We start from the raw sequence: 16,095 nt of genomic DNA, 5'->3' as shown, positions 1-16,095 counted from the left end.
TCATTCAGCCTGAAGGCCGCGCCCTTTGCCGGCGCGGCCTTGTTTTATGGCGCACCTAGCAGCCACAGACTTCGTCAGAAGTCATACCGCGCCCCAACCATCATGCTGCGCGACGGCCCGTAGAAGTTGAACGTCGAGGTAGACCCCACCCGCGACAGGTAGTCCCGGTCGAACAGGTTATTGACGTTGAGGGTGGCCGTCAGCTTCGAAGTCACCGGGTAAGACAGCATCGCATCCACCGTGGCATAGCCCGGTGCATCGATACGCACGCCGCCACTCTCGGAATGGAAGTTGCTCATCGCCGATATACCGCCACCCACGGCCAAGCCAGTCAGCGGCCCTTGGCTGATGGTGTACTTGCTCCAAAGCGAAGCCTGGTTGCGCGGCATGATGAAGAACGTGGTTTCGGCGTCCCCCTTGACGGTTTCGGTCTCCATCCACGTGTAGCCAGCCAGCAGTTCCCAGTTTGGCGTCAGCTTGCCGCTCACTTCCACTTCCGCGCCCTTCACGCGGGTCTTGCCGGATGCAACGGAGTCGGTGGTGGCCACACCATCAGCATCGTACACGGTGGTAGCGCGGTTCTTGTCGGTCAGGCGGAATACCGAGAAGCGCGTATTCAAGTCGCCGCCAAAGTAGCTGCTCTTGAGGCCGAACTCGTACTGCTCGCCTTCACGCGGTTTCAGCACCCGACCATTGCTGTCAGTGTCGGACTGCGGCTTGAACACCTGCGAATAGCTGGCGTACAGCGCGTGGTTGTCGGTCAGGTCATAGACCAAGCCACCATAAGGGGTGAAGTGGCCGTCGACGCGTTTGCTGTCATTGGTGGTGGCGCCGCTGCTAAGGGTGGTGGTGTAGAAGTCACCGCGATACCAGCTGAAGCGGCCACCGGCAATCAGCGCCAGGCGTTCCACCGGGCGGAAGGTCACTTTGGAGTAAAGGCCGTACTCCTCTTCCTGCATGCCGGTCTCGGTGCTGTAGTTGGGCGACGGCTTGGCGAACTGCTTCGGCGAGTAAGTATTCACGTTGATCGCGCCGAGATTGGTGGTGCCATTGAGGTACTCGGTGTCGTAGTTCTTGTAGTCACTCCCGACCACAAACTCGCTTACCTGCCCGAAGGTCTCGAACGGCTGGCTGTAGCTGGCGTCCAGCGAATAAGTGTCTTGCGTGAAATCACGGGCGCTGGCGCGCTCGGAGTTGGCGCCTGTGGTGGCATTGGTTGCAGTGAAGGCGTACAGATAGTTGGTGTCGCGGTGCGAGCCACGGGCCGCGACACGGCCGTAACCGCCATTGTCGAAGCGGTGGGTCAGCTCGGCGACCAGGTCAGTGGTCTTGCCGTCGAAGTAGTTCCAGTCGGCGCCCAGGAAACGCGAATGGCTGAAGTCGGGCACCTCGCCGGACAACGTGGCCGGGTAGCCGTTGTGCGGGGTGATGTTCTTCACTTCATGCATCAGGCCGAACGACAGGGTGGTGGCGTCGTCCAGGTCGATGTCCAGCGCACCGTAGTAGGTGTTGCTGGTGTTGGCGTTGTAGTCCACTTCACCATTGGTGTCGTCACGGGATGCGATGAAGCGCCCGCGCACGCGACCGGCCTCGTCCAGCGGCCCGCTCAGGTCGATTTCCTCATGATTGGTGTCCCAGGTGCCGTAGCTGCCTTCGATATGCCCCTGAAACTCGGCGGTCGGGCGCTTGCGCACCATGTTGACGATGCCACCCAGCTCGCTGGTACTGCTGAACAGCCCGGCCGGCCCGCGCATGATTTCGACGCGATCGAACGCCGCCAACGACGGGACAGTACCGAAGATGCTGGCCATGGGCGCCGGCAGGCCGTCGATATTGAACTCGCTGTACTCGTAGCCACGGGCGTAGATCGACGAGCGGCCGCTGTCATTGGTCAGGGTGCGCAGGCCAGCGGTGTACTTGGCCAGGTCATCCAGGTGCACGAACTGGCGATCCTTGACGTAGTCCTGGGTGTACACGGTGATCGACTGCGGGATGTCCTTGAGCGCTGCCGGCGTCTTGGTGCCCACGGTAGCGGCGTCGACGCTGTAACCGCCGGTTTCTTCCGAAGGCAGCATGTCGTACAGGCGGTTGCCTTCGATGGTCAATGCAGGCAGATCAAGCGAGTTGTCTTCGGCCGCCACCTGGGCCTCCACCTGGGCCGCTACCGTTTCGGCCACTGCCGATAAAGAAAACGGCGCCAGCAACCCCAGCGCCAGCCATCCCCGAACCCGCTGTAAGCTGCCCACACTTTTGAAACCGGTCATGACACACCCTTCGCCAAAATGATATTGAATCGCAAACGAAACAAGTTGCTTTTTGCGAACGATACCGGGGCGAAAACCAGGGTGCAGCAGGATTAACCTTCTTAACACATCAAGCCGTTGCCCTTTCCCTGCAGCCAGTGGGATGATTCGCAACTGATAAAAGTTCTCATCAAGGCTCGCCGTGCCCACCTCACTTCTCCTTGCCGAAGACGACCCACGCCTGCTTCAGGACCTGGACCGTCATTTCCGCAACCGCGGTTTCCAGGTGCACGCCTGCGCCAGCGGCACCCAGGCCCTGAATGCCATACAGCAATCGCAGTTTGAACTGGTGCTGCTGGACATCATGCTGCCAGGCATCGACGGCCTCAGCCTGCTCGACGCCCTGCGCCGCCAGCAGGCCGTGCCGGTCATGCTGATGTCGGCACTAGGGGCCGAGCAGGATCGCATCAGCGGCTTCACCCGTGGTGCAGACGACTACCTGCCCAAGCCCTTCAGCCTGGCAGAGCTGGACGCACGGGTAGATGCCTTGCTGCGTCGCGTGGCATTCGATCGTGGTACGGCGCTGCGTGCCGACGTGGGGGAGGTGATGCTGGACCACGACCGCCAGGACGTTATCCACAACGGCAACGCCGCTGGCCTTACCGCTTCCGAATTCCGTTTGCTGGTCACGCTGCTGGCCCACCCCGACGAAGCGTTGAGCAAGCCCTTCCTGTACCAGACCGTGCTGCACAGGGCCTATACCCGACTGGACCGAGGCCTGGATGTGCATGTGTGCAACCTGCGCCGCAAACTGGCCGACATCAACGCCCAGCACCTGCAGATCCAGGCCGTGCGTGGCCAAGGGTACATCCTGGTCGATACGGAGCAGACCTGATGCGTCGCCACCCGTTGCTGTGGAAACTGGCCTTGCTGCAAGTCAGCTTCTGCCTGTTGCTGATCTGGCTCATCTGGACCTGGGGCCTTTCGGTGGAACGCAGTACCTATTTTCTGTCCCAGGCCGACCAGGACTACCTGGCGCGTTATGCTCAACAGGCCGAACAGGCGTGGGAGCAGGACGGCGCAGCCGGCACCGAAGCCTGGCGCAAGCAGGTGGCACTGGCCGAGGACACCTGGGTGGCCGTGATAGGTCCACACCTTCAGAGCCTTGGCACCACCCCGCTGAGCGCCGAGGAAGCCAGCCACCTGACATTCATGCGCAAGCTTGACTGGCCGATGAGCCGGCGCCTGCAGGATGAATTGCCATACGTCAGCATCGAATTTCCGCAACACCCCGAGCATGGCCGCCTGGTGCTGCAACTGCCCGAACGGCTGCTACCCACAGGCCTGACGCCTTGGACCCATGTGGTGACTCATGGCGTTGCCCCCGCGCTGCTGGCCCTGCTGCTGGGCCTTGCGCTATACCGGCACCTTGTCGTACCGCTGAACCGCCTGCGCGACCGCGCCGACGCCCTGCGGGCCGATGACCTTGACAGCCCCGCCCTGCCCCTGCAGCAACGCCGTGATGAGCTGGGCGAACTGGCTCAGGCCTTCGAGCACATGGCCGGGCGCCTGCGCCAGAGCCTTGAGCAACAGCGCCTGCTGTTGCGCACGCTGTCTCACGAACTGCGCACGCCGCTGGCGCGGCTGCGCATCGCCCATGACAGCGACTTGCCACCGCCGCAGTTGCGCGAGCGCCTGGACCGTGAGGTGGCCGACATGCAGAAGTTGCTGGAAAACACCCTCGACCTGGCGTGGATGGACACCGAACAACCCAGCCTGTCGACCGAGCCGGTATTGGTGCTTTCCGTGTGGGAAGCCTTGTGCGAGGACGTCTGTTTCGAAAGCGGCTGGGACCGTGCGCGCCTGCCGTGTTCACTTGGCACTGACTGCCTGCTGCAGGCCCATCTGGACAGTCTGGCCCAGGCCCTGGAAAACCTGTTGCGCAATGCCATTCGCCACTCGCCGACCGAAGGCCGGGTCAGCCTTGATGGCTGGCGCGAGGGCGCATGCTGGCACCTGCGGCTGAGCGACCAAGGGCCAGGCGTACCGGATACCGACCTTGAGCGCATTTTCAAGCCCTACCAGCGCCTGGCCGACAGTGGCGCAGGCTTCGGCCTGGGCCTGGCTATCGCCCGCCGCGCCATCGAACTGCAAGGCGGGCGATTGTGGGCCAGCAATGGGCACCCGGGCCTGTGCCTGCACATGACCTTGCCTGCGGCCTGAGACTGTTTAGAAAGTTAATGCGCTTTACGCTCGATCGGGACTGGTTATCATCTGGGCGCTCAAGCCTTGCGCTCCTTGCAAAGCCCTGACGAGACGCCCGATGAGCAAGAAGACCCTGATGCTGGCCTTGGCACTTGCCCTGGCGGCCCCTCTTGTCCTGGCCCAGCCCGAGCATGACCAGAAGATGGACACGTCGGTGTTACAGCGCCAGGACCTGGCCTATCACTTCAGCCAGCTTGATCTGGACTCGGCCGATGGCCTGCGTCACTACCGCCTGTGGGTTGGCAAGCCGAATCGTCCAGCGCCAGCATCGGGGTACCCGGTGCTGTGGATGCTCGATGGGAATGCTGCACTGGGGACGCTGGATCAGCAGCAACTGGACAGGCTCGCCGCGGGCCAGGCGCCCCTGCTGGTGGCGGTGGGTTACCGGACCGAACTGCGCATCGACAGGGCCGGCCGCACGCTGGACTACACCCCGGCGCTGCCGGAGCAGGTGCAGCAGCGTGATCCGCTGACCGGCCAGCCCAGCGGCGGGGTCGATGCGTTCCTGAAGCTTCTGACCGGGCGCATGCGCACGATGGTGTCGGCTATGGCGCCGATCGATCCGCAACGACAGACGCTGTGGGGGCACTCCTATGGTGGCCTGGCTGTGCTTCACGCACTGTTTACCTGCCCCGGCGAATTCAGCCTTTACGCTGCTGCCAGCCCGTCACTGTGGTGGCGCGATGGTGTGATTGTCCGGAAGGCGCAAGGGCTTCCCTCACGCCTTGGCGAGGCGCGCCCGCACCTGTTGCTGATGCGCGGCGGGCAGGAGCCCGCCAGCCCGCATGGTTCGCCGCACGAGAACGACGAGTTGCCTGCGCGCCAACTGGCGGCAGATCTGGCCGCGATCAAAGGCCTCGACGTGCGCTTTGAGCGCTTCGAGGGTCTGGGGCATGGGCCCATGCTGGGCGCCTCCCTGCGCAGGGTGATCGAAGGCATGTCTGGCCAGTGACCAGCCCTGTGCCTGCCCGGCTCAACGTTGCGCGTACTTGAGCACGTACAGGCACAGCTCGCGGTAGACATCGACAGGCAACTGCGACATCAGCCTCTGAGCCTGGCCGAGGGTTTTGCAATTGAGTTCGGCCATCGCCCGACGGTGTTCCGAACCCAGCAGGCCGGCATGCACCACCTGCGCATACTGAATATAGGAACAGGGGAAATCGGCCTGGGGACTGCGCTGGACCTTGAAGTTGATCTTCAGGTCTGCCCCGCGGAAGAATGCTCTGCCCTGGTAGGTCTGCTGGGGCACGAGGAGCCCTTTTTCAGGACAGGTGCTGTAACAGACCGGCAGGCTGTTCTTTTCCGTCTCCAGGCCACGTCGATAGATCACGATTTCGGAACCCGGTACCTCGATACAGGCGTTTTCGAAAGCATCGATGATGGACCTGCCATTGATTTGCGCCTCTTCGATCTGCGTCAGGCTGACCACACGCTCGATCTCATGATTGCCAACGCTGTTGACCACACGGTCCAGGGTCGACCAGTGGCTGAACTCTTTCTGACACGCTATCAGATGGACCTCGCTCTGATAGCCCTGCCGGGCGGCTTCAGGTGGAAAATCAGCGAAATGAGGGCTGTCGAGCGCGGTCTCCATGATGATGTTGTATTTGTTTTCCATCGCATACGTGCAAATCATGGCCCCCAGTCGCCAGATGAACGACTCGGTATGTTCATAGACATGCAGCACGCCTTTGTCTTCCATCGCCCGATAATGAGGGTGCAGTTCACGAAAATGGGTTTCGTAAAGGCGAACATAATTGTCGTAGCGCCCGCTCTTCAGCAGCGTGTTTTCCAGCAAGTACGTCTTACCCGAGCCTTGTGTACCGGCAATGATGAGCATTTTGGGCTTGAGCACGCCGTCGACGTAGTCGCGCTTCTTGTCGAACAAAGTGTCGACGACCTTTCTGAATGCGAGATGGAGATCGGTATCGGTAAAAGGATAGAGAGAGGACATGACGGTTCGTTTCCTAGGTTTGCCAATGTGACCGTCACGAAGGTAAGCGCTGCGGCAAGTGCAAAGGGGTAGATGGTTACTGCTGCAAGTCTCGTCGAAGGTAGTAGAACCGCGGGTTGCCACTGGGGTGGCCCTGTGCTGTATGCTGGGTCGGTCTTCAGGGCGGGGTGTAAGTCCCCACCGGCGGTAAATCGAAAGATGAGCCCGCGAGCGCCCCGACCATGTCGGGGGTCAGCAGATCTGGTGCAACTCCAGAGCCGACGGTCATAGTCCGGATGAAAGAAGGCGTCATGCAGGGGCCATCCGGGCGCCCTTGCGCGCGCATTTTGTTCGCCCCGAGACGTTCATCGATCATTCACGAGGAGCGTTTCATGTTCACCCAGCACCACACGCAATTTCCCACTGTTTCCGCCGCCATCGCCGCCTTCCAGGCCGGGCGCCCTGTACTGTTGCTCGACGATGACGACCGCGAGGACGAAGCGGACATCATTGCCGCCGCCGAGAACATTACGCTGCAGACCATGGCCATGATGATTCGCGATTGCAGCGGCATTGTCTGCCTGTGCCTGGACGAAGCCACCGTCGACGAACTGCAACTGGCACCCATGGTGCAGAACAACCAGGCCCGCCACGGCACCGGTTTCACCGTCACCATCGAGGCGGCCGAAGGTATCACCACCGGGGTTAGCGCCCAAGACCGCATCACCACCATTGACGCAGCACTGCGTTCCAGCGCCGAACAGCGCCATATCGTCAGCCCGGGGCATGTTTTTCCGCTGCGCGCCCGCAATGGCGGTGTGCTGACCCGCCGTGGGCACACCGAAGGTTCGGTAGACCTGGCGCGCCTGGCCGGCCTGCGCCCGGCAGCGGTCTTGTGCGAGCTGATGAACCCCGATGGCAGCATGGCCCGTGGCGAGCAGGTGGCGGTATATGCACGGCAGTACAATTTGCCGGTGCTGACCATCGAGGAGCTGGCGCGGTACCGTGAGGCGATGCTGGAACGGGAAGCAGAGCCGGCCTGATCCACCGAACCGGGACGCTTTGCGGTCCTTGTGTGAGCGGCCCTTTCGCGACACAGGGCCGCTCCTCCATCGGTCTGCATCAGCCGATGCAGTTGCCGGAAGTTTGCTCCCCCCGCCCCGCTCTGCTAGTGTCGCGCCGTTCTGAATGCCACCGAGACAGTCGCCATGGCCCGCAAAAAAGCCTCCCTCGATTTCGAGCAATCCCTCGCAGACCTGCAAGCACTGGTCGAGCGCCTGGAGAACGGCGAGTTGTCGCTGGAAGAGTCGCTGGCCGCCTTTGAACAAGGCATCGCCCTGACCCGTGACTGCCAGGGCGCCCTGGCCCAGGCCGAACAGAAGGTGCAAATTCTGCTGGAGCACGACGGTGAACTGGCTGCCCAGCCCTTCGACGCGGAGCCGGAAGCATGATTGGCACCTACCAGGCCAGTTGCCAGGCCCGAGTCGACGCAGCCCTCGAACCGCTGTTCATCGCCCCGAGCAAAGAGCTGGAACGCCTCTACGCCGCCATGCGCTACAGCGTGATGAACGGCGGCAAACGCGTGCGCCCGCTGTTGGCCTATGCGGCCTGCGAAGCCTTGGGCGCCCCGGCCGAACAAGCCAACGGCGCAGCCTGCGCGGTAGAGCTGATTCATGCTTACTCGCTGGTGCATGACGACCTCCCGGCCATGGACGACGACGACCTGCGTCGCGGCCAGCCGACCACCCACAAGGCGTTTGACGAAGCGTGCGCAATCCTCGCGGGCGACGGTTTGCAGAGCCTGGCCTTCAGTGCCCTGCTCGACCCATGCCTGAGCCCTCAGATCGACAGCATTCGCCTGGCCATGGTTCAGGTACTGGCCAAAGCTGCCGGCCCGGCCGGCATGGTTGGCGGCCAGGCGATCGATCTCGGTTCGGTGGGCCAGAAGCTGGACCAGCAAGCGCTGGAGTTCATGCACCGGCACAAGACCGGCGCGCTGATCGAAGCCAGCGTACGCCTCGGCGCCTTGGCCAGTGCCCGTGCCGAACAGGCGCAGCTGGATGCCCTGCAGACTTATGCACAGGCCATTGGCCTTGCATTCCAGGTGCAGGACGACATCCTCGACGTGGAAAGCGACACTGCTACCTTGGGCAAACGCCAAGGTGCAGACATAGCGCGTGACAAACCGACGTACCCGGCCCTGCTGGGCCTGGAAGCCGCCAAAGCCTATGCAATCGAACTGCGCGACCAGGCGCTGGCTGCACTGCAAGGGTTCGGCGAAACGGCCGAACCGCTGCGGGCCTTGGCGCGTTACATCGTCGAACGCCGTAACTAAACAGCTTCACCGATCCCTGTAGGAGCGGGTTACCCGCGAATGCGATCTTGAATTTGCCGACGCATTCGCGGGTAAACCCGCCCCCACAGGGGACCGCGTAACCTGTGGTCGAATGGGCACTTTTCCCACAATGGGGTAAACTGCCGCGTCTTCACACACCTATAACGACTCGCCTGATGCCCACGACGTTTCAAGAGATCCCCCGCGAACGCCCGGTCACGCCGTTGCTCGACCGCGCTGACACGCCTGCCGGCCTGCGCCGGTTGGCCGAAGCCGACCTGGAGACGCTGGCCGACGAACTGCGCCAGGAACTGCTCTACACCGTCGGGCAGACCGGTGGGCACTTTGGTGCCGGTCTGGGCGTGATCGAGCTGACCATCGCCCTGCACTACGTGTTCGACACCCCGGACGACCGGCTGGTGTGGGACGTAGGGCACCAGGCCTACCCGCACAAGATCCTCACCGGGCGTCGTAACCGCATGCTCAGCCTGCGCCAGAAGGACGGCATCGCGGCCTTCCCGCGCCGCAGCGAAAGCGAGTACGACACCTTTGGCGTTGGCCACTCCAGCACCTCGATCAGCGCCGCGCTGGGCATGGCCATTGCTGCCCGTCTGCAGAACAGCGCACGCAAGTCGATCGCGGTGATCGGTGATGGCGCGCTGACCGCCGGCATGGCGTTCGAGGCGTTGAACCACGCCCAGGAAGTCAATGCCGACATGCTGGTGATCCTCAACGACAACGACATGTCGATTTCGCGCAACGTCGGCGGCCTGTCCAACTACCTGGCCAAGATCCTCTCCAGCCGCACCTACGCGAGCATGCGCGAAGGCAGCAAGAAAGTGCTGTCGCGACTGCCAGGCGCCTGGGAAATTGCCCGTCGCACCGAGGAATACGCCAAGGGCATGCTGGTGCCAGGCACACTGTTCGAAGAACTGGGCTGGAACTATATCGGCCCGATCGACGGCCACGACCTGCCCACCATGATCGCCACCCTGCGCAACATGCGTGACCTGAAAGGCCCGCAGTTCCTGCATGTGGTGACCAAGAAGGGCAAAGGCTTCGCCCCTGCCGAGATTGACCCGATCGGCTATCACGCCATTACCAAGCTGGAGCCGGCCGACAAGCCAGCTGCGCCGAAGAAAGCCAGCGGTCCGAAATACTCCGCAGTGTTCGGCCAGTGGCTGTGCGACATGGCCGCCGCCGACAACCGCCTGGTGGGCATTACCCCGGCAATGAAGGAAGGCTCGGACCTGGTCGACTTCAGCGAGCGTTACCCTGAGCGCTACTTCGACGTTGCGATCGCAGAGCAGCATGCCGTGACCCTGGCGGCCGGCATGGCCTGCGAGGGCAGCAAGCCGGTGGTGGCGATCTACTCCACCTTCCTGCAGCGTGCCTACGACCAACTGATCCACGACGTGGCGGTGCAGAACCTCGACGTGCTGTTCGCCATCGACCGCGCCGGCCTGGTCGGCGAGGACGGCCCGACCCACGCCGGCAGCTACGACCTGTCGTACCTGCGCTGCATCCCGGGCATGCTGGTGATGACCCCCAGCGACGAGAACGAACTGCGCAAGATGCTCAGCACCGGCCACCTGTACAACGGTCCGGCCGCTGTACGGTACCCGCGTGGTACCGGCCCGAATGCGCCGATCAGCGGTGACCTGCAACCCCTGGAGATCGGCAAGGGTGTGGTCCGCCGCCAGGGCGAGAAAGTGGCCTTGCTGGTGTTCGGCGTACAACTGGCCGAGGCCATGCAAGTGGCCGAACAGATCAACGCCACGGTGGTCGACATGCGCTTCGTCAAGCCGCTGGACGAGGCGCTGGTGCTGGAGCTGGCAGGCAGCCATGAACTGCTGGTAACCATTGAAGAAAACGCCATCATGGGTGGCGCGGGCGCTGCGGTGGGTGAGTTCCTTGCCAGCCAGGCAGTGCTCAAGCCGCTTCTGCACCTGGGGCTGCCGGATATCTATGTCGAGCATGCCAAGCCTGCGCAAATGCTGGCTGAGTGCGGGCTGGATGCGGCCGGGATCAAGGCTTCGGTGAAGGCCCGCATGGTCAAGCTCGGGCTCTAGGGCGCTTTCGCGGCTGAACCCGCGCCTACGACGCCCTGCGCCAAATCACCGATGTGTGCTCACTGTAGGAGCGGGTTTACCCGCGAATACGGTAGCGGCAACAACGGTGAACGACTGGTGAAAATTGGCCTGCAGGCCCGGCCCTTTCGCGGGTGAACCCGCTCCTACGACGGACTGCACCCGATCACCGATGTGTGCCCACTGTAGGAGCGGGTTTACCCGCGAATACGGTAGCGGCGACAACGGTGAACTGCGGGTGAGAATTGGCCAGCAGGCCCGGCCCTTTCGCGGGTGAACCCGCTCCTACGACGGCCTGCGCCCGATCACCGATGTGTGCTCACTGTAGGAGCGGGTTTACCCGCGAATACGGTAGCGGCGACAACGGTGAACGGCGGGTGAAAATTGGCCTGCAGGCCCGGCCCTTTCGCGGGTGAACCCGCTCCTACGACGGCCTGCGCCCGATCACCGATGTGTGCTCACTGTAGGAGCGGGTTTACCCGCGAATACGGTAGCGGCAACAACGGTGAACGGCGGGTGGAAATTGGCCAGCAGGGCCGGCCCTTTCGCGGGTAAACCCGCTCCTACGGGGACAGCACAGTGCTGTGGAAATCCTTTGGAACTGCCCATGAAAAAATTAGCCTGTACCACGATTCTCTGTGCCCCTACATTCCTTCTGGCCGCTGAGCGCGACGACGCCCTCAAACTCCCCGACGTGCTGATCAGCGCCAGCCGCCAGGTCGAATCGCGTACCGCCACCAGCGCTGCCAACACGGTCTTCACCCGCACCGACATCGACCGCCTGCAACCCACCAGCGTTACCGACCTGCTCTCCCGCGTGCCGGGCGTGCAAGTGGCACCTACCGGTGGCCGTGGTAGCCTGCCGGGCATCTTTATCCGTGGCACCAAGGCCGCGCAAAGCCTGGTGCTGGTCGATGGCGTGCGCATCGCCAATGCCACCTCGGGCGACAGCGGCCTGCAGTTTCTGGACATCGACCAGATCGAGCGCATCGAAGTACTGCGCGGCTCGCGCTCAGCGGTGTACGGCAGCGATGCCATTGGCGGGGTGATCCAGATCTTCACCCGACGCAGCAGTGGCCCCGGTCTGCAGCCACGCCTGCGCATGGCCGCCGGCAGCAACCAGACATTCCAACGCAGCCTGGGGCTTTCTGGCGGCAGCGACACGACCCGCTTCAACCTTGGCGCCAGCCTGGACGAAACTGCCGGCATCGACTCGACCGGGCCATCCTTCGACAGTGATGGTGACCACGACGCCTACCGCAACAAGGCGTTGAACCTGAGCCTGAGCCACACCTTCGGTGAGCGCTTCGAGGCCGGCCTGAACCTGCTCGACAGCCGTGGGCGCAGCGAGTACGACAACCCGTTCGGCGGCTTCGACCCCGTTACCTTCGAGAGCTTCGGTCAACAACCCTACACCGACTTCAGCGTCAGCAGCCTGGGCAGTTACGTTGACGTTCAGGTCACCGAAACCTGGCATTCACGCCTTGAACTGGCCCATGGCGAGAACCGAGACGACAAACGCGACAAGCTCAGCGCTGAGCGTTTCGTGTTCAACACCTACCGCGATCAAGCCACCTGGCAGAACGACCTGGCCCTCGGCGAACAGAACACCATACTGATCGGTGGTGACTGGTACGAAGACCGCGTACACGGCAGTACCGACTTCACTGAGGACAGCCGCTGGAACCGTGCCGTGTTCGCCCAGCACCGCTACCAGGGCGAGCAGATTTCCACTGAGCTGGGGGTGCGCCATGACCGCAACCAACAGTTTGGTGGCCAGACCACCTGGAGCGGCAGCCTGACCGTACCGCTGAACGCGCACAACGATGTGCTGCTGTCCTACAGCGAAGGCTTCCGCGCGCCAACGTTCAACGACCTGTATTACCCACAGTTCAGCAACCCGAATCTGGACCCAGAGCACTCCAGAAGCTACGAGCTGCAATGGCGCAGCCAGCTGACTGCAGAGAGCCGGCTGGAGACTTCGCTATACCGCACCGACCTGCGCGACGCGATCATCTTTGGCCAGGACTCGATACCCCGTAACGTCGCCTCGGCACGAATCAATGGCGTGGAAATGGCGCTGGCGCAGCAATGGGGCGCCTGGCACAGCCAGCTTGGCCTGGCGCTGATCGACCCACGCGACCGCGACACTGGCCACACCCTCGCCCGCCGCGCCCGCCGCACCTTGAGCCTGGACCTGGACCGTGAGTTCGGGCGTTTCAGCGCGGGTGCCAGCTGGCAGGCGGTCAGCAGCAGTTATGACGATGAGGCCAACCGTAACCGCATCGGTGGCTATGGCCTGCTAGGTTTGCGCGGCAGTTGGGCGGCTAGCGACGAACTGAAACTCGAAGCCAAGCTGGATAACCTGCTGGACCGCAGCTACAGCCGCGCCCTTTATAGCTACGAGGGTGCGTATCACCCTTACCGCGAAGAGGGCCGCACTGTGCTCTTCAGCATCACCTGGACACCGGCGCTTTAGCGTCCAGCAACGCACACAAGCGGGCGGTGGCTTCGATCATCTGCCCGCTGGGGCGCTCCAGCCCTTTGTCCGGCACCACCAGCAGGCGCCCATCAGCCACCGCTCGAATCTGCGGCCAAGCCTTCCAGCTGGCCAGTTGCGCCTCATCAGCTGCCAGGATGACCTGCGGATTACGCAGCAGCACGGACTCCACATTCACCTGTGGCGCTGGCTGGCCAAGGTCGGCGAACACATTGCGCGCCCCGCACACGGCCAGGGCGTCGGTCACGATCTGTCGGCCACCGAGCGTGTACAACGGCCGATCCCAGACTTGATAAAACACCTGCAAGGGTTCGTCACGCCGATACTGCTGGCGCAGCTGCTGCAGCCGCTCACGCAGGGCTCGTGCGTAGGAATGGCCTTGCTCGGCACGCCCGATACGCCCGGCAATGGCCTCGATCTGCTCGATCAGCTGGCTGATATCGTGGGGCTCGGCGCTGAAGGTGGCCATACCCAGGCGCTTGAGCTGGTCGCGCTGGGCCGGTGGCACACTGCCTGGCCACAGCAGCAACAGGTCGGGGCGCAGGCTGAGCAGGCGCTCCATGTCCAGTTGCCCTTGGCGCCCGACCGAAGGCAAATGGCGCAGCGCAGCCGGCCGTTCGCCACCGTCGAGCACGCCCACCAGCAGGTCGTCTGCCTGCAGCTCAAGCATGATCTCGCTCATCGAGGGGGCCAGACTGACGACACGCAGCGGTTCTGCAGCCAGTACAGTGCAGGCGAACAACGCCAGCAGGCCAGGTAGCAGTCGCATCAGCCCAGCTGGCGCGGAATGCGATAGAGGTACAGCACTACAACGGTAGACAATGCGAGGAGGATCTGCGGCACTGCCTCCAGACCGACCAGCACCGACAGTGCGGCGACCCAAGCCGGGAAGCAGGCATACAGCATGGCCATGCGCCGCACCCGCGCCAGTTCGATCCAGGCAGCGGCTTCTTCGCCCGTACCGAGCACCTTTGAGGTGGCGATAAGTGCGCGCTTGTAGGCACCGAAGCGCGGCAGGCTGAGGAACATGGTGGCCGCACCGGCGATGAACAGTGGCATGGCCAACACCGGGATCAGTGCATCACCGCCCCCAAAGGCCCAAGCCATGACTGGCAGCGGCACCAGGCCCACCGCCAGGTACTGCCACCAGGCCAGCGCCAGGCGCCGCTTGACCTCGGCGCGAGTCACGCCTGGGGCACCTCGCCCTGGTGTTCGTTGCCCAGCATGTGGCCCAACTTGCCGGCCTTCGTCGCCAGATAGTAGCGGTTGTGCGGGTTATGCCCGGTGTGCAGCGGCACACGCTCGGCAACCACGATGTTCATGTCGGTCAGGGCTTTGACCTTGCGCGGATTGTTGGTCATCAGGCGCAGCGACTTCACGCCCAGGTGCTCGAGCATCGGCAGGCATATGGCGTAGTCACGCTGGTCGGCAGCGAAGCCCAGGCGTTCGTTGGCTTCGACGGTGTCGGCGCCACCATCCTGCAGCTCGTAGGCGCGGATCTTGTTCAGCAGGCCGATACCACGGCCTTCCTGACGCAGGTACAACAGCACCCCACGGCCTTCGCGGGCGATGGCCTGCAGCGCGGCTTCCAGCTGCGAGCCGCAGTCGCAGCGCTGGCTGAACAGTGCATCGCCGGTCAGACACTCGGAATGCAGGCGCCCCAGTACCGGCTGGCCGTCCGCGATATCACCCAGGCTGAGCACCACATGCTCACGGCCTGTGGCTTCGTCGAGAAAGCCATGCATGGTGAAGGTCGCGAAGGGCGTCGGGAGTTTAGAGGCGGCAACAAAGACGACGGGCACGTTGTGCTCCTGGAATAAGTAGGAAATTTCTCGTGGGCCGATTGTATCAGCAGGTTGGGGGATGTGGGCTGGCTGTATACGGTGGCTTAAGATCGAAAAGTTCGATACTTATTAAAAAGCCATCGCTCAATCACAAGCCCGCTGCCACAGGGGGCCGCGATGTACCTTGGTGTATTCAGCCTCAGTGCGGGTGACTACCGGCGTTGAACGGATAGGGCTGTTTCCAGTGCTCGAAAATCGGTTTCAGTTCGCCGCTACGCACCAGCTCCTTCATGCGCTTGTCGAACAGGTCGCACAGGGCCTTGGCCTGGTCGTTACGGGCAAAAGCCAGGTACAACGGCAACTCGGCCACGTGGGTACGGCGGAAGCGCTCAGGCTGGGAGGCTTGCCCTAGCACGTAGTCGACCTCGGTCAGTGCGTCGATGTAGTAGTCCACCCGGTCGTGCTCGAGCATCGGCAAAATGCCCTCGCGACGCTGGATTTCGCGGAATTCGTGCACATTGGGCAAGTAGCTGCCGTAATCATAACCACGCACCCAAGCCAACCGGTACTTGCCGATGGTATCCAGGGTAGGCGCAGGTTTGCTGGCCAGCCCCAGGGCATAAATGTGGTCCATGTCGAAGTGCCAGCGCGGGTACAGGTTGTCGTCGTTCTCTTCCTTGTACGAGCCAACCCAGGCATCAGCCTCGCCGCGCTTGACCAGGCCAACCGCCCGGCTGTAGGGCGCACTCTGGGTAACCACCTCGACGCCGGCCGGCTCGAACACTTTGCGCAGCACATCCCAGGCCACCCCGGTACCGTCGGCATTGGTGTAGTCGAGCCACTCCTCGCTAACCAGATGGATCTGTTTCGGGATGCCCTCGGCAGCTGTTACCCACGGGGCAATACTCAGCAGCATTGCCAGCAGTACAGTCCTTACGGCCATTC

The 16,095-nt window shown here is 63.0% G+C and carries 14 protein-coding genes and 1 riboswitch; of the genes, 8 read left to right on the top strand and 6 right to left on the bottom strand.

Features of this window, described 5'->3' with window-relative positions; all coding sequences use genetic code 11:
* Positions 1–74: 74 nt before the first annotated feature.
* Positions 75–2,264 (bottom strand): TonB-dependent siderophore receptor, encoded by a 2,190-nt coding sequence (locus BJQ17_RS07130; RefSeq protein ID WP_054889215.1) that lies wholly within the window; start codon positions 2,262–2,264, stop codon positions 75–77.
* A 181-nt stretch (positions 2,265–2,445) separates the two neighbouring features.
* On the opposite strand from BJQ17_RS07130, the gene BJQ17_RS07125 reads away from it, so the two are divergent.
* The 3 genes from BJQ17_RS07125 to BJQ17_RS07115 all read left to right on the top strand — a co-directional run bounded on the left by BJQ17_RS07125 (position 2,446) and on the right by BJQ17_RS07115 (position 5,460).
* Positions 2,446–3,138: a response regulator transcription factor gene (locus BJQ17_RS07125; protein ID WP_003255373.1), complete on the top strand. Its 693-nt coding sequence runs from the start codon at positions 2,446–2,448 to the stop codon at positions 3,136–3,138.
* Entirely contained in the window at positions 3,138–4,466 is a 1,329-nt protein-coding gene (locus tag BJQ17_RS07120) for a sensor histidine kinase (protein ID WP_054889214.1), read from the top strand. Before BJQ17_RS07125 ends, BJQ17_RS07120 begins: the two co-directional genes overlap by 1 nt.
* Before the next feature lie 100 nt (positions 4,467–4,566).
* Positions 4,567–5,460 carry an alpha/beta hydrolase gene (locus tag BJQ17_RS07115; RefSeq protein WP_060539115.1) on the top strand — a complete coding sequence of 298 codons (894 nt, stop codon included), beginning with the start codon at positions 4,567–4,569 and terminating at the stop codon, positions 5,458–5,460.
* Positions 5,461–5,481: 21 nt separating this feature from the next.
* Here the strand turns inward: BJQ17_RS07115 and BJQ17_RS07110 are convergent, their stop codons facing one another.
* Entirely contained in the window at positions 5,482–6,462 is a 981-nt protein-coding gene (locus BJQ17_RS07110) for a zeta toxin family protein (RefSeq protein ID WP_033726968.1), read from the bottom strand.
* Positions 6,463–6,611: 149 nt separating this feature from the next.
* Positions 6,612–6,753, top strand: a riboswitch (FMN riboswitch).
* An 80-nt stretch (positions 6,754–6,833) separates the two neighbouring features.
* Here BJQ17_RS07110 and ribB point away from each other — a divergent pair.
* The 5 genes from ribB (at position 6,834) to BJQ17_RS07085 (ending at position 13,345) form a co-directional block, all read left to right on the top strand.
* On the top strand, positions 6,834–7,484 hold the full coding sequence (gene ribB, locus BJQ17_RS07105) for a 3,4-dihydroxy-2-butanone-4-phosphate synthase (RefSeq protein WP_003255379.1): 651 nt from the start codon (positions 6,834–6,836) through the stop codon (positions 7,482–7,484).
* Between the two features lie 165 nt (positions 7,485–7,649).
* Positions 7,650–7,892, top strand: coding sequence for an exodeoxyribonuclease VII small subunit (locus BJQ17_RS07100; protein WP_070095812.1), 243 nt, complete (start codon positions 7,650–7,652; stop codon positions 7,890–7,892).
* Positions 7,889–8,776, top strand: coding sequence for a (2E,6E)-farnesyl diphosphate synthase (gene ispA / locus BJQ17_RS07095; RefSeq protein WP_003255382.1), 888 nt, complete (start codon positions 7,889–7,891; stop codon positions 8,774–8,776). The genes BJQ17_RS07100 and ispA overlap by 4 nt, the downstream gene beginning before the upstream one ends.
* A 176-nt stretch (positions 8,777–8,952) precedes the next feature.
* Positions 8,953–10,848 (top strand): 1-deoxy-D-xylulose-5-phosphate synthase, encoded by a 1,896-nt coding sequence (gene dxs / locus BJQ17_RS07090; protein WP_070095811.1) that lies wholly within the window; start codon positions 8,953–8,955, stop codon positions 10,846–10,848.
* 625 nt (positions 10,849–11,473) lie between these two features.
* The gene (locus BJQ17_RS07085) at positions 11,474–13,345 is read left to right on the top strand and encodes a TonB-dependent receptor domain-containing protein (protein ID WP_070095810.1); all 1,872 of its coding nucleotides are present in this window, start codon (positions 11,474–11,476) and stop codon (positions 13,343–13,345) included.
* On the opposite strand, the gene BJQ17_RS07080 is transcribed toward BJQ17_RS07085, so the two are convergent.
* The 4 genes from BJQ17_RS07080 to BJQ17_RS07065 all read right to left on the bottom strand — a co-directional run bounded on the left by BJQ17_RS07080 (position 13,323) and on the right by BJQ17_RS07065 (position 16,093).
* Positions 13,323–14,135 carry a cobalamin-binding protein gene (locus BJQ17_RS07080; protein WP_019750339.1) on the bottom strand — a complete coding sequence of 271 codons (813 nt, stop codon included), beginning with the start codon at positions 14,133–14,135 and terminating at the stop codon, positions 13,323–13,325. The genes BJQ17_RS07085 and BJQ17_RS07080 overlap by 23 nt on opposite strands.
* Positions 14,135–14,554, bottom strand: a complete 420-nt coding sequence (locus BJQ17_RS07075; protein WP_003255388.1) for a hypothetical protein — start codon at positions 14,552–14,554, stop codon at positions 14,135–14,137. The genes BJQ17_RS07080 and BJQ17_RS07075 overlap by 1 nt, the downstream gene beginning before the upstream one ends.
* Positions 14,551–15,168 (bottom strand): GTP cyclohydrolase II, encoded by a 618-nt coding sequence (ribA, locus tag BJQ17_RS07070; RefSeq protein ID WP_003255389.1) that lies wholly within the window; start codon positions 15,166–15,168, stop codon positions 14,551–14,553. Before ribA ends, BJQ17_RS07075 begins: the two co-directional genes overlap by 4 nt.
* 181 nt (positions 15,169–15,349) lie before the next feature.
* The gene (locus tag BJQ17_RS07065; RefSeq protein WP_003255390.1) at positions 15,350–16,093 is read right to left on the bottom strand and encodes an ABC transporter substrate-binding protein; all 744 of its coding nucleotides are present in this window, start codon (positions 16,091–16,093) and stop codon (positions 15,350–15,352) included.
* Between the last annotated feature and the right edge of the window lie 2 nt (positions 16,094–16,095).

The organism is Pseudomonas sp. NBRC 111139, from assembly GCF_001753955.1.
Taxonomy (GTDB): Bacteria; Pseudomonadota; Gammaproteobacteria; order Pseudomonadales; family Pseudomonadaceae; genus Aquipseudomonas; species Aquipseudomonas alloputida.
The sequence above is the reverse complement of the archived record's forward strand: the minus strand, read 5'-3'. Positions and strand labels throughout refer to the sequence as shown.

Bases quoted from the DNA above. Each gene is read 5' to 3' on its own strand.
- BJQ17_RS07065 (WP_003255390.1), bottom strand. From the start codon at position 16,093: ATGGCCGTAAGGACTGTACTGCTGGCAATGCTGCTGAGTATTGCCCCG.
- BJQ17_RS07115 (WP_060539115.1), top strand. From the start codon at position 4,567: ATGAGCAAGAAGACCCTGATGCTGGCCTTGGCACTTGCCCTGGCGGCC.
- BJQ17_RS07120 (WP_054889214.1), top strand. From the start codon at position 3,138: ATGCGTCGCCACCCGTTGCTGTGGAAACTGGCCTTGCTGCAAGTCAGC.
- ispA (WP_003255382.1), top strand. From the start codon at position 7,889: ATGATTGGCACCTACCAGGCCAGTTGCCAGGCCCGAGTCGACGCAGCC.
- BJQ17_RS07130 (WP_054889215.1), bottom strand. From the start codon at position 2,264: ATGACCGGTTTCAAAAGTGTGGGCAGCTTACAGCGGGTTCGGGGATGG.
- BJQ17_RS07080 (WP_019750339.1), bottom strand. From the start codon at position 14,135: ATGCGACTGCTACCTGGCCTGCTGGCGTTGTTCGCCTGCACTGTACTG.
- BJQ17_RS07110 (WP_033726968.1), bottom strand. From the start codon at position 6,462: ATGTCCTCTCTCTATCCTTTTACCGATACCGATCTCCATCTCGCATTC.
- dxs (WP_070095811.1), top strand. From the start codon at position 8,953: ATGCCCACGACGTTTCAAGAGATCCCCCGCGAACGCCCGGTCACGCCG.
- BJQ17_RS07085 (WP_070095810.1), top strand. From the start codon at position 11,474: ATGAAAAAATTAGCCTGTACCACGATTCTCTGTGCCCCTACATTCCTT.
- ribB (WP_003255379.1), top strand. From the start codon at position 6,834: ATGTTCACCCAGCACCACACGCAATTTCCCACTGTTTCCGCCGCCATC.
- BJQ17_RS07100 (WP_070095812.1), top strand. From the start codon at position 7,650: ATGGCCCGCAAAAAAGCCTCCCTCGATTTCGAGCAATCCCTCGCAGAC.